Here is a 12,692-nt window from a genome sequence, read left to right as displayed (position 1 = left end):
TCACTGATGCCGCGCTCACCATCCGACTGGCAAGGCTCGTAACCCGCGTATGCCCATCTCGGTGTTCCACACCGCCTCCCCTGCCGGACGAAGCGTGGGTATTCGCCTGATCAAGGCGCTCAGTTCCTCGTACAACGCCATGCGGGCCAGTTGGGCGCCGAGGCAGAAATGAATGCCGTGCCCGAAACCCAGGTGGCGGTTGTCCTGCCGGTCCAGGACGAGGCCGTCCGCGCCCGCGAACACCGACGAGTCACGGTTGGCCGACGCCATCGATACGAGAACAGGTTCTCCGGCTCGGACGAGTACGCCGCCGACCTCGATGTCCTCGGTGGCGTATCGGGGGAATGGCGCGCCCTCGACGAGTGGCACGAACCGCACCAGCTCTTCGATCGCGCTCGGAAGCAGGTGCGGTTCGGCGACCAGCTTCTCCCACGCACCTGGTTGCCGCATCAGCGCGGTGACGAAATTCGGTACCTGGCTCTGGTAGGCGGGTAGCAGGATGTCGATGCATACGTTGACCAGTTCTTCCTCACTGAGCCGGTCCTGGAGATCACGAGCCGCGATCAGTGCGGTCATGAGATCGTCGCCGGGTTCGTGCCGGCGACGGTGCACCAACTCGGCCATGTAGCCGTTCAACTTGACGTGGTTCGCCCCGAACTCCTCCGCGGACATCGCACCGGTGGAAAGCACGCCCTCGCAGAGCCCTCGGAAACCGTTCCTGTCTTCCGGCGGGATGCCGAGCAGTTCGAAGATGACGGTCGACCGTGCCGGTTTGGCGTAATCCTCGACGAGGTCGATCGGCGGTGTCCTCGAGGCGATCCTCTCGGCCAGGGTGTCGGTGAGCTGGTGGACTTTCGGCCGCAATGCGGCGACCTGCCGCATGGTGAACGCCTTCGCCACCAGCCCGCGGATGCGGGCATGGTCCTGGCGGTCCATGAAGAGAAGACCGCCCCGCTGCACTCCTTCTGTCGTCCGTGGACAGTTCTCGGTCATAGACATGGCTCTGGAGAAACGGGGATCCGCGAGCACGAACCGGACGTCCTCGTACCGGGTGGCCAGCCAAGCGGCCTCTCCATAGGCTTGTTGCACGCGGACGAGGCCTTCGGCGGTGCGAGCCCGGCGATAGGACTCGTTGAGTTCCAAGCCTTCCTCGTCGAACGGGAAGGCCCACACGTCCGCATCCACCGCTGTCATTCCTGGTCCTTCTTGCGGGCGATGGTGAGACCGTCGGACAGCGGCAGCATGACGGTTTCGAAGCGATCGTCCGCGGCCAGGCGCGTGTTGAGATCGCGCAGGGCGGCCGACGCACCCCGGATCAGTTCCGAGGGCGCCAGTTCCGGTGCGAGCACGTATCCGTTGAACAGCGCGTTGTCGACCAGAAGCAGGCCGCCAGGGCGCAGCATCGGCTCGATGAGGTCGAAGTAGACCCCGTAGTTCTCCTTGTCCGCGTCGAGGAACGCGATATCGATCCGGGTCTCCTCCTCGGCGAGTGCTTCCAGCGTCGCCGCGGCCGGGCCGAGCCGGAAATCGATACGGTCGTCGACGCCGGCCCATTCCCAATGGTGACGCGCCACGTCGAGGTGCTTGTCACTGATGTCGCAGGTGATCACCCGGCCGCCGGCGGGGACGCCGCGGGCGAACGCGAGCGCCGAGCAACCGGTGAACGTTCCGAGATCGAGTACGGTCTCGGCCGAGTGCACCTTGGTGAGCAGGGTCATCAGATTCGCCTGCTCCTCGGGCACGAGCATGATCGAAAGTTCGCTCACCTCCTGGGTTCTGTCCACCAGGCTCGTCATCACCGGATCCAGTGGTGTGCCGCTGTGCAGGACGTACTCGCGCAGCACCGGGCTGATGGGAAGATGTTTGAATTCGCCGAATCGACGGCCCATGGTCGCTCCCTAGTAGTCAGACAAGCCGCTCGGGATAGCCGATGTACGGTGTCGAGACCTCGTCCAGCCGGGTCCTGATCTCCTCCGGCAACTCGAGTGATTCGGCGGTCAGAGAGTCCCTGAGCTGCTCCACGGTCCGCGCTCCGACCACGGGAGCGACCACCGACGGCCGATCCCGGACCCACGCCAGCGCGATCGCGACCGGGGCGACATCGAGCTCGGCGGCCGCCGACGCGACGGTGTCGACGATCTCACCGGTGCGAGGCGCGTTGAGGTGATGGCCGACGTACCACCGGAAGAACGAGCTCTTGGTCCTCTCCTGCGGCACACCTGACCGGTACTTGGCGGTGAGCACTCCCCTGCCGAGTGGGGCCCACGGCAACACGCCCAGCCCCAGCGCCGCGGCAGCGGGGACCACCTCGCGCTCGGCGCCACGTTCCAGCAATGAGTACTCGACCTGTGTGCTCACGAGAGATGGTCCGCCACCCAGCCGCTTCCTGGCGGCGAGAGCGGTTTGCCACCCCGCGTAGTTGCAGATTCCGGCGTGCCGGACGCGTCCACTTTGGACTGCGGTTTCGATCGCGGACATCGTCTCGTCGATCGGTGTCCGGTCATCCCATACGTGCATTTGCCACAGGTCGACGTAATCCGTCCTGAGCCTGGTGAGTGACGCGTCGAGCGCGGAAAGCAGCGATTCCCTTCTGGTGTCGGCATCGCCCGGTTTGCCTCCGGCCACTCCGCCGGATTTGGTGGCGAGCACCACCGACGAGCGTGGAACGACCGCTCCGAGCAGTTCGCCGATCACGCGTTCACTCGCGCCCTCGCCGTACACGTCGGAGCTGTCTACCAGGTCCCCGCCCGCTCCCACGAATTCTTCGAGCTGTTTGGCGGCTTCGTCGCGGTCTGTGGTGAGCCCCCAGGTCGCCGTGCCCAACCCCATCCGGGAGATCTTGAGTCCGCTGTGTCCCAGCTCTCGTCGTTTCATGACGGCTCCTGTTGTGGAGTGTTTTCTGTGCCTGAACCGTATCCGTAGCTCCACCGGCGCCGTCGATAGCAAATCGGCCAGTCTGAAGTAGACGAACGGCCAATGAATGCGACGGCCACCTCGGCGATACTGAGCCGATGAGCGCTGCGACGGTGAGTTCGCCCGGTGTCACTCGTGTGGAGCTGCCGGATGGCCGTACCGTGTGGATGGTCACGAAGCACGGCTTGGCGCGGCGGTTGCTGAGCGACCGCAGGCTCACCAGTGATTCGTCCACAATGGGCGCGATGGCTCCACTCGCGTCGCTGCCCACCGATGTCAGGCGGATCATGGAACGCGACATGCTGAGCCAGGATCCGCCGGTGCACACCAGGATGCGCAAGCTGGCGGCGCCGGGTTTCACGACGGGTGCGGTCGCCGCGGTAAGACCCGCCATCGAGCGTATGTCGAGGGAGCTGGCGCAGCGGCTGCGGACGGGGGCGGAGGTGGACCTGGTCGCCGACTTCGCCGTGCCGCTCCCGACCTTGGTGCTGGGCGAGATCTTCGGGATCCCCGCGGACGAGTGCGCACAGGTGCGCAGCTGGTCGGACGTCTTCGCGGCCGGGCTTCTCCCGATCAAGGACACCCTGCGGCCGTCGATCATGTGGCTGAACGACTACGCGAAGAACCTCGCCCGGCAACGGCGGGTGGACCCGGACGACGGCCTCATCACGCGTTTGACCGCGGACCTTGACGACGACGAGGTCAGTTCGATGGTGTTCCTGTTACTGGTGGCGGGCCAGACGGCGACCACGCAATTGATCGCCAAAGGTCTGAGTCTGCTGCTGACCCATCCCGATCAACTCGACCGGTTGCGTGGCGACAGGGCCGTCTTGTCCAGTGCGGTCGACGAGATGCTGCGCTACGACCCGCCGTTGCGCGTGACGGCGTTCCGGATGGCTGTCGAGCGTATCGAAATCGAAAGCGTCGCCATCGACGCCGGCGATGTCGTGATGTGTTCCCTGACGGAAGCGAATCGTGACGGAGAGCGGTTCGCCGAACCGGACCGGTTCGACCTCGGCCGTCAGGACAACCAGCACTTGGCGTTCGGTCACGGCATTCATCGGTGCCTTGGCGCGAATCTCGCCAAGGCAGAGGCCGAGATCGCCTTCGCGACGCTGCTCGACCACTTCGATCGGATCGAGCTCGCGGTGCCGGTCGGCGAATTGAAATGGGAAGATGTGGGAATCATGAACCAGTTGACCGCGCTGCCGGTTCGGCTTCAGAGGAGGAACGCTGATCGGGAACGGGCTCGAACAATCCCGAGTCGCAGGCGATGATCGCCGCTTGGACACGGTTGGCGCAATTCAGTTTGGTCAGCAAATGGCTCACGTGTGCCTTGACGGCGCCCTCGCTGAGGTACAACCGCTGCGCGATCTCCGCGTTTCCGCACCCCTTGGCGAGATGAGCCAGCACTTCACGTTCACGGCTGGTGAGCGCGTCGATCCGGTCTTGGGCGTGGGAGACACGGGTCCGGTTGTACCGAAGAAATCCGTCGGTCATGCGCTGAGCGATGGACGGGGAAATGATCAGCGAGTCCCCGGCGACGACCGCCTTGACGACGTTGATCAGTTCCCGCGGAGGTACCGGCCCCTCGAGCAGGCCTGCCACCCGCCCGGTCAGCGAGAAGTACGCCACCTCGTTGGTCCCCACCGGAGTGATCACCACGATGCGCGTGGCGGGTAGTTCGCAGCGCAGGTTGCGAACGGCGCGCGTCAGCATTCTGTCCTTTGTGGTCAGATCGACTATGACCACATCAGGTCGATGGGTGACGACGAGAGCCGCCAAGCGGCTCGTTCTTCCGGTCTGTGCCGCCACCTCGATGGTGCCGGGGATGCTGAGCACGGCGCACATTCCGGCGCGAAAGATCTCGTCGCCGCCGGCGATAACGACCTTGATCATGTGACTCCCAGTCCGAATTCCGTACTCGCCTGTCGTGGTCGTCCGACCACGACAGGCAGTGAGTCGAGCCTCCGCATGAACATTCCTGGCCGCCAGCGGATCTCGTCGTCCGACGCGGCCAACTGGATTTCGGGGAAGCGGGCGAAGAGTGCCGAGAGCCCGATCGCGGTCTCCAGCCTGCCCAGTTCGGCTCCGAGGCACCGATGGCTGCCGTGGCTGAAGCCCAGGTGCTTGGCCGTGTCACGGGTGATGTCGAACCGGTCCGGATCGACGAACTGAGCAGGGTCGCGATTGGCGGCCCCCGTGGAGATCAGAAGGAGTTCGCCCGCGGGGACGGTGACGTCGTTCAGTTCCAGTGGGTGGTCGAGATAGCGCGGCGTGAGCATCCGGAACGGTGTCTCGAACCGGAGGACCTCCTCGACGCAGGCGGCGATGAGATTCGGGTCGGCGCGCAACCGATCCAGCTCGTCCGGATGTCCCAGCAACACGCGAACGCCACTGCCGATCGCACTGGCGGGTTCGAGTCCGGCGATGAGCAACAGCGTGATCATGGAGATCAGTTCGGCGTTGCTCAGTGCGCCGTCCGAGCCGGCTTCGACCACCGTGGTGAAAAGGTCGTCCTTCGGTTCCGATCGTTTGAGTGCGATCATCTCCTCGGCGAAACTCCGCATCCGGCGTCCGGCGTCCTCCACCTCGGCTTTGGTCGGCGCGGTGAGGATCGCTGTCTCCCATACCGGGAACTCACCACGTGAGCCTTCGGGAACGCCGAGCATTTCGGACAGACAGGTGGCTGAGAGGGGCCGCGCATACGCGTCGATGATGTCGACGGGTTCGCCTACCGGCAGCCGATCCAGCAACTGGTCGGCGACCTGCTGGATCCTCGGCCGCTGTGTGGCCAGCCGGGACGGAGTGAAATACCGTGCCACCACGGAACGCATCCGCCGGTGATCCGCACCGTCCTGATCGAGCATGCTGCGTCGCAGTTCGCGTGGCAGCTTCGGTTTACGCTCGGCGTCGACCAGGTTTCGCCCGACGACCTCGTGACGGTGTTTGACCAGATCGCGATGGAGGGTGGAATCCGCCAGCAGGGTTCGCGCATCCTCGTATCGAGTGATCACCCACATCCGGAAGCCGCCGTTCTCGACGGGCACCGCCGCGTGACTCTTCCGCAGAGCCGCGAGCTTGGGGTAGGGGTCGCGCATGAAGGATCGGCTGAGCAGCGGCATTGGATCCTTGTCCAAGACGGTCACTCCCTCTCGGCGCACGCGCCTGGACTGGATGGTCCGAGTCCACGTGACGTGCAGGACTGCCCGGACTCTACCGAGGCGGCCTTCTCGTACTTGGCGAGGTTTCACCCCTCGGAACTCAGGAAACGTCGAAGTCCGCGACTTGGCCTGAAGCCCGATGTGTCCGTGCTCGACGTTCGGTCCGGTTCAGTCGCTCACCCGCCGCCTCGGGTGCTGCGAAAGTGGCTTTCGCAACGCTTGGGGGACTCCGCCACCCGCGGGCAGAAGTCCGACAGGACACCTTTGCCCTACATTTCGCCGGCGGCTCGCGGCACGCCGTTCTCACTCGGCGGCTGGATCGTCTTCCTTGTGCTCTGAGCGGCCCAGCACGGAGTCCACCATGTCCATGGCCTTCTTCTTCGCGGCGTCGAGATCGGAGGACTCCGCCAGTGGTGCCGAGGCCCGGCGCCCCAGCACATGGGGCACACTGCCCGACCCCTCCCAGATCTTGGGATCGACTCCGAGCAAGCCTGCCGGCTGCCGATCATTGTCCGTTTCGTGGGCACCGCCGAGCATCGGTGCCATGAAACCGCCTGCGGCGCCGTGCATCGTCTCCCCCGGTATCCGGGCAGGCCCGCCTCCGCCCGGGATCACCGGTGTGAGCCCGATCGTGGAACTGGCGTCGAAGGCGCCGGTCACGGGGCGGAAGGCAGGTGAGGCGGGCAACGCACCAGGCAGCGAGGCGTCGCCCACCGGGACACCGGGCGTCACCGGAGTGGCATTGCCGGGAAGCCCCGCACCGGAACCGGGCGGCAACGGGTGCGTTTTCCCGATCTCGGCCGGCGTCGTCGCCGTTCCCGGCAACGCGGACGGTGCGGCGGGTGTGGCAGGTGCGGGTGGGGATGCCACCGTCGCGGTGGCGTGGGCCGGAGCCTTCACCGGTTCGGGGCTCGCGGGCACCGTGGCCGGGGCGTCCGCCGGGATCGGCCCGGCGCTCGCCGCGACCTCCACCTTGGGGACGGACCCCGCGCGGGTCGAAGGGCCATGGGAGGTGATGTCCGCGTTCGGCGCCTTCGGAGTCACCCGTGACTCGTCCGATTCAGAAGCCGTGCTTTCGCCCTCAGACCTTTCCCTCGGCTTTTTCCGCCCTTGATCACGCGTAGCGGCTTGGGTTCCGCCCGGCCGGCCGAGCACCGCGACCAGCGCCCCGGCTTCTCGCCCGTCAAGTGTCACGTCACCCGTTTCGCCCGGTACGACCGGCGCGACCGGCATGCCCTTGCCCAGCACCGCGGGCACCACGTGCTGGGATGCGCAGTTGTCTGAATCGTCCAGCGCCCCCGGCCGGGCGTCTCCGTGCCGATCGGCCTCTCCTGCCGGCAAGGAACCATTCGACGGCACCGTGGCCATGAGGGGCACGATCGCACCGCCACCGTGGGTGCCTGCGCTGTCACCGAATCGGCCGGCGTCACCCTCGATCGGGAGCCGAACGCCGCCCATGACCGGCGTCGCACCGGTCGAAGCGGCCGGAAGCACTCCCTGGTCATTCGCGGCGATACCGATTTCCGCGCCGGGCAACGGAGTGATCGCCGCGCCGACTTCCTGATATGCGATACCGAGTTCGTGCACGATCTGACGCGCGGCCTGGAGATCGCCTTCGCGCTTCTGCGCCTGCAGATCACGGATACGTTGCTGGGCAAGGGTGAGCGCTTCACCCGCCCGGCGAAGTGTCGCGCCGCAGCCAGGGCTGGCCAAGGCCTGGATCACCGTGTTGCCCTGCGCGGAGACTTCACGAACGGCTTCGGCGAACGAGTCGGCGCCCGCGCCCCGCCATGCGTCCCACAGCTCACGGGTCGCGTGTGCGAGGTCGTCCTGCACCTGCTCCAGCCGTGTCACCGCCGCGTCGAAAGCCCGCGCACGCTCGTAGAAGACCTCGGGACTGATCTCGTTGACCAGCTGCGCTAGCTGCTCGAAGGTCAGTGTTTCGAGTGCCGGGTCCACGGTCGGCACCGGTTCGGACGCCGTCACTGATCAGCCCCTGTCAGTACGTTTTCGATGTCGGCCGGAGAACCGGCCGGCTTTGTCCTGTCCTCCGAAATGGACGGTGGCTTCACCGCGTTCGTTGTGCGATGCTGTATTCGCTCTTCTTCAGATATGGCCCTTCCCGCCAGGTCCAGGCCTCATTCCCGGCATCGACGTTAACGTCGGCCGCACCGCGGACGGCCGCGCCGTATCGAGATCCCCGCGATGGGGGGAGAACCACTCACCAAGGGAGAGCCTGTGAGCACCACCCTGTTCGCCCGGCGCGCGCGGCGACCGAAACCGCCTGCCCCCGAGACCGAAACCGAACTTCAGCCACCTCCCGGCGTGCCCGAGAACGCCGGTGGTGGCATCAGCAGCATCTTGATGTACGCGCCGATGGCACTCGGCTCCCTCGCCATGGTGATGATGTTCGTCCGTCCCGGCGCGGGCGCGTTCGCCTACATCGGCGGTGGCCTCATGGTGGTGTCGGCGCTCGGCATGCTCGTCACACAGATGATCCGGAACTCGGTGACCCACAAGCAGAAACTGAACGGGCACCGGCGCGACTACATCCGCTACCTCGGCCAGCTCCGCAAACAGGCCCGCGACGCGTTGAGCGCCCAGCGGAAAGCCGCGCGCTGGATCCACCCGGATCCGCACGCACTGTGGTCGATGGCGATGGGCTACCGGCTGTGGGAACGGCGCCCCGCGCACGACGACTTCGGTGAGGTCAGGCTCGGCCTGGGTACCCAGCGCTCGACGTTCAAGCTCGTCGCCCCGAACAGCCAGCCGATCGAAGACCTCGAACCCCTCGCCGCGCACGCGCTGCGCCGGTTCATGCGCGCGTACAACACGCTCCCGGACGCGCCGATCGCCGTCTACCTACGCGGTTTCGGGCAAATCCAGTTCTCCGGTGACGATGAAGCCGTACTCGGCCTGACCCGGGCGATCCTCGCCCAGCTGGTCACCGCGCACGCTCCCGGCGACGTGCGTGTCGCGGTCTGCGCCACCGACGAGCGCCTGGACCGCTGGGACTGGCTCAAGTGGCTACCGCACCACCAATGCACCGAAAGCCGCGACGCCGCCGGGGCCCGCAGGCTCGCCGCCGGCGAGATCACCCAGGCCGAACTCCTGCTCGGCGGCCCTTCCTTCCCCGGGCGGCCGCGTTTCGAGGCCGACACGCCGATCACCGCGTCCGAGCCTTTCGTCATCCTCTTGCTCGACGGCGTCTCGGTGCCTGCCGACCACCGGCTCGCCGACGAGGGTTATCGCAACACCGTGGTCGTGGACGTCTCCGGATCGCTGCCATGGCAACAGCGGGCCGGGGCGTTGTTCCTGGAGGTCGACGCGGACGAGGTCAGGACCGTCTCGTTCGACCGGGTCGGGAAGCAGCAGACCGCCCGGCTCTGCCGCCCCGACCAGCTGAGCGAGATCGCCGCGAACGCGCTCGCCAGGACGATGGCCCGGTTCCGCATCGGTGAGGTCTCCGAGGACGACGAGCCCCTCGCCGTCGACTACGACCTGGCCACCCTGCTCGGCATCGGCGACGTCGCCACCTTCGACCCGGTGAAGTACCGCCGCGACCGGATGACCGCCAAACGGCGGCTGCGCGTGCCGATCGGGATCGCCGGAACGGGCTCCGCGCTGGAACTCGACATCAAGGAGTCGGCCGAAGACGGTATGGGGCCACACGGGCTGTGCGTCGGCGCCACCGGCTCCGGCAAGAGCGAGCTCCTGCGCACGCTGGTGCTCGCGCTCGCCACCACCCATTCCCCGGAAGACCTGAACTTCGTACTGGTGGACTTCAAGGGTGGTGCTGCGTTCCTCGGTTTCGATCAACTGCCGCACACCTCGGCGGTGATCACCAACCTCGCCGAAGAGCTCGAGCTGGTCGACCGGATGCAGGACGCGCTGACCGGCGAGATGAACCGGCGCCAGGAACACCTTCGCGCGGCGGGCAACTACGCCTCACGGCGGGACTACGAGGCCGCCCGAGCACAAGGCGTGCCGCTCGAGCCGATGCCCGCACTGTTCATCGTGGTGGACGAGTTCAGCGAGATGCTTTCGAGCAAGCCCGAATTCATCGACGTGTTCGCCATGATCGGCAGGCTGGGCCGCAGTCTCGGCGTACACCTGCTGCTCGCTTCGCAGCGGCTGGACGAAGGCCGGATCCACAAGGTCGAGACCCACCTTTCCTACCGGATCGGTCTGCGTACCTTCTCCGCGATGGAGAGCCGCAGCGTCATCGGCGTACCGGACGCCTACGAACTGCCCAACAGTCCCGGAAACGGCTATCTGCGACCGGACACCCAGACCCTGGTGCGGTTCAAGGGCGCGTTCTCCTCGGCCCCCTACCGGCCGAAGCGGCGGCAGACCGGACTAGCCGTCGAGCAGCACATCGTCGCGTTCGGACAGCGGTACATCGAGCCGACGGTGGCCCCGGCTCCCGAGCCTGTCGAAGAGGACCAGCCCAACGAAGCCACCGAGACCATGATCGATGTGCTGATCGGCAGGCTGCGCGGCATCGGCCCACGGGCGCACCAGGTATGGCTGCCGCCGTTGAAGACGTCGGCGACACTGGACCAGTTGCTACCACCGCTGGTGGACCATCCGACGTACGGTCCACGGCCGGTCGGCAACCTGGACACCGCGAACCTGGCCGTGCCCGTCGGGCTTATCGACCTGCCCGCGCAGCAACGGCGTGAACTGCTGGTCGCCGACCTGTCGGGCAGCAGGGGCAACGCGGCCGTGGTCGGTGGACCGCAGAGCGGCAAGAGCACGATGCTGCGCACGCTGATCTGCGGGCTCGCGCTCACCCACACCGCCGAGCAGGTCCAGTTCTACTGCCTGGACTTCGGCGGGACGCTGTCCTCACTCGCGGCGATGCCGCATATCGGCAGCATCGCCAACCGGCTCGACCGCGACCGCGTGACCCGCACCGTACTGGAGGTCACCAACCTGATGGCACGGCGTGAGGGCATCTTCGCCGAGCACAACGTCGACTCGATGGCCACTTACCGGCGGGCGCGGGCCGAGGGCCGCTTCCGTGACCTCGACCCCTATGGCGACGTCTTCCTCGTGGTCGACGGCTGGTACACGATCCGCCAAGACTTCGAGGAGATCGAGGACAACTTCACGGAACTGGCCGCGCGGGGGCTGAGTTTCGGGATCCACCTCGTCGTCGCGTCCAACCGCTGGTCGGAGATGCGGCCGTGGCTGCGCGACGTCATCGGCACCCGGTTCGAGCTCAAGCTCGGTGACCCGGTCGACTCGGAGATCAACAGCCGGTTCGCCGCGACCGTGCCGTCGATCCCCGGCCGCGGCATCACCCCGGACCGGCTGCACTTCCTCGCCGCGCTCCCCCGGATCGACGGCGACGCTCGCACCGACGACCTCGCCGAGGCGACCATGGAAGTCGCTGAGTCCTTGGCGATGCCCACGGCACCGCGCGCACCGCAGGTGCGGCTCCTGCCGCAGACACTGCATGCCCGCGAGCTCCCGTCACCGCACGCCCCCTCGGCAGCGGCGGAGATGCGGATGGCCCTCGGCCTCGAGGACCAGCATCTCGAGCCGGAGTGGCACGACTTCGACGCCACACCGCACCTGCTGATCTACGGTGACGCCGAGTCGGGCAAGACCAACATCCTCAAACACGTCGCCCGCTCGATCGTGGCACACCACAGCAGCGAAGAAGCCCGGATCATGTTCGGCGACTTCCGCCGGGAACTGCGGGACTCCATCCCCGCCGAGTACCAGCTGGAGTACGCCGTGGGCGCCGAAGCGCTGACGACGTCGATCACCGGCGTGGCCACGCTCATCGAAAAGCGCATACCCGGGCCGGAAATCAGCCCGAGCAGGCTGCCACTGCGAGACTGGTGGACGGGCGGGCGGCTCTACATCATCATCGACGACTTCGAGCTGACGGAATCCGCCGGCAGCTACGGCCCGTTGCAGGCGTTGATGCCGATGCTCGCCCAGGCCGCCGACGTCGGCGTGCACATCATCCTCGCGCGCAGCACCGCGGGCGCGAGCCGGTCGATGAGCAACCCGGCGATCCGCCGCATGTGGGAGCTCGGCACGCCCGCGCTGCTGCTGTCCTGTCCCAAGGATGAAGGATCCTTCCTCGGCAACCTCCGGCCCAGGGTGCTGCCGCCGGGACGCGCGCAGTTCATCAACCGCCGCCGGTCGGTCCGGCTCGTCCAGACACCGCTGGTGGAGGACGGCTCACCGGCGACGGGCTGACGTTATGGAGAGGTAAGGCAAACGTGGGGTGTCGCGTACCGGAGGCCGACCAGCCGGACCGATCGTGACCCGCTGGGTCGTGAGTGGCAATGGTCGTTCTATTGAGGGGTAGGCAAAGGTGTCCTATCGGATGCCAAGTCCGTGAAGGCCTCCTTGAGGGACTCTGGGTCTCTCAAGGAGGCCTTCATTTGTGTACGTACGTCCGACCTGCGTGGGAGCGAGAGTCCGGCTGTCGTCGTGGTGGCTGTCCTGGTCTTGAACCTTGATCGTGCCGGTCGTGCCTCGGGGTGGACGACCGAGTGGGGAAGATCCTGGACGTTGGACGGCCGGAATCTTCCCCACTCGCCCAAGACGACAGCCGGCATCAGTTTCACTGCCCGCTTGCCTCACCGG

The 12,692-nt window shown here is 66.7% G+C and carries 8 protein-coding genes; 2 read left to right on the top strand and 6 right to left on the bottom strand.

Going from position 1 to position 12,692, the window contains the following annotated elements; all coding sequences use genetic code 11:
- Positions 1 to 15 precede the first annotated feature (15 nt).
- The 3 genes from SD37_RS09695 to SD37_RS09685 are packed head-to-tail and all read right to left on the bottom strand — an operon-like array spanning position 16 to position 2,874.
- The gene (locus SD37_RS09695; RefSeq protein WP_044851384.1) at positions 16 to 1,194 is read right to left on the bottom strand and encodes a cytochrome P450; all 1,179 of its coding nucleotides are present in this window, start codon (positions 1,192 to 1,194) and stop codon (positions 16 to 18) included.
- Complete coding sequence (locus tag SD37_RS09690) at positions 1,191 to 1,889, bottom strand: O-methyltransferase (RefSeq protein WP_044851383.1); 699 nt, start codon at positions 1,887 to 1,889, stop codon at positions 1,191 to 1,193. The genes SD37_RS09695 and SD37_RS09690 overlap by 4 nt, the downstream gene beginning before the upstream one ends.
- Before the next feature lie 16 nt (positions 1,890 to 1,905).
- Positions 1,906 to 2,874 carry an aldo/keto reductase gene (locus tag SD37_RS09685; RefSeq protein WP_044851382.1) on the bottom strand — a complete coding sequence of 323 codons (969 nt, stop codon included), beginning with the start codon at positions 2,872 to 2,874 and terminating at the stop codon, positions 1,906 to 1,908.
- A gap of 137 nt (positions 2,875 to 3,011) precedes the next feature.
- Here SD37_RS09685 and SD37_RS09680 point away from each other — a divergent pair, with 137 nt between their 5' ends.
- The gene (locus tag SD37_RS09680; RefSeq protein ID WP_052674922.1) at positions 3,012 to 4,190 is read left to right on the top strand and encodes a cytochrome P450; all 1,179 of its coding nucleotides are present in this window, start codon (positions 3,012 to 3,014) and stop codon (positions 4,188 to 4,190) included.
- Here the strand turns inward: SD37_RS09680 and SD37_RS09675 are convergent.
- The 3 genes from SD37_RS09675 to SD37_RS09665 all read right to left on the bottom strand — a co-directional run bounded on the left by SD37_RS09675 (position 4,099) and on the right by SD37_RS09665 (position 8,063).
- A complete protein-coding gene (locus tag SD37_RS09675; protein WP_044851380.1) occupies positions 4,099 to 4,812 on the bottom strand; it encodes a response regulator transcription factor in 714 nt (237 codons plus the stop codon). The genes SD37_RS09680 and SD37_RS09675 overlap by 92 nt on opposite strands.
- A complete protein-coding gene (locus SD37_RS09670) occupies positions 4,809 to 6,062 on the bottom strand; it encodes a cytochrome P450 family protein (protein ID WP_083254913.1) in 1,254 nt (417 codons plus the stop codon). Before SD37_RS09670 ends, SD37_RS09675 begins: the two co-directional genes overlap by 4 nt.
- A 318-nt stretch (positions 6,063 to 6,380) precedes the next feature.
- A complete protein-coding gene (locus tag SD37_RS09665) occupies positions 6,381 to 8,063 on the bottom strand; it encodes a WXG100 family type VII secretion target (protein WP_044851378.1) in 1,683 nt (560 codons plus the stop codon).
- A gap of 252 nt (positions 8,064 to 8,315) precedes the next feature.
- On the opposite strand from SD37_RS09665, the gene eccCa reads away from it, so the two are divergent.
- Entirely contained in the window at positions 8,316 to 12,299 is a 3,984-nt protein-coding gene (gene eccCa / locus SD37_RS09660) for a type VII secretion protein EccCa (RefSeq protein ID WP_065912780.1), read from the top strand.
- Positions 12,300 to 12,692 lie beyond the last annotated feature (393 nt).

Source organism: Amycolatopsis orientalis (assembly GCF_000943515.2).
Lineage (GTDB): Bacteria > Actinomycetota > Actinomycetes > Mycobacteriales > Pseudonocardiaceae > Amycolatopsis > Amycolatopsis orientalis.
Note: the sequence above shows the minus strand (reverse complement) of the source record. Positions and strands in the feature narration are given on the sequence as shown.

Coding starts and splice junctions, on each gene's coding strand:
- SD37_RS09675 (WP_044851380.1), bottom strand. CDS start 4,812: ATGATCAAGGTCGTTATCGCCGGCGGCGACGAGATCTTTCGCGCCGGA.
- SD37_RS09690 (WP_044851383.1), bottom strand. CDS start 1,889: ATGGGCCGTCGATTCGGCGAATTCAAACATCTTCCCATCAGCCCGGTG.
- SD37_RS09695 (WP_044851384.1), bottom strand. CDS start 1,194: ATGACAGCGGTGGATGCGGACGTGTGGGCCTTCCCGTTCGACGAGGAA.
- SD37_RS09685 (WP_044851382.1), bottom strand. CDS start 2,874: ATGAAACGACGAGAGCTGGGACACAGCGGACTCAAGATCTCCCGGATG.
- SD37_RS09680 (WP_052674922.1), top strand. CDS start 3,012: ATGAGCGCTGCGACGGTGAGTTCGCCCGGTGTCACTCGTGTGGAGCTG.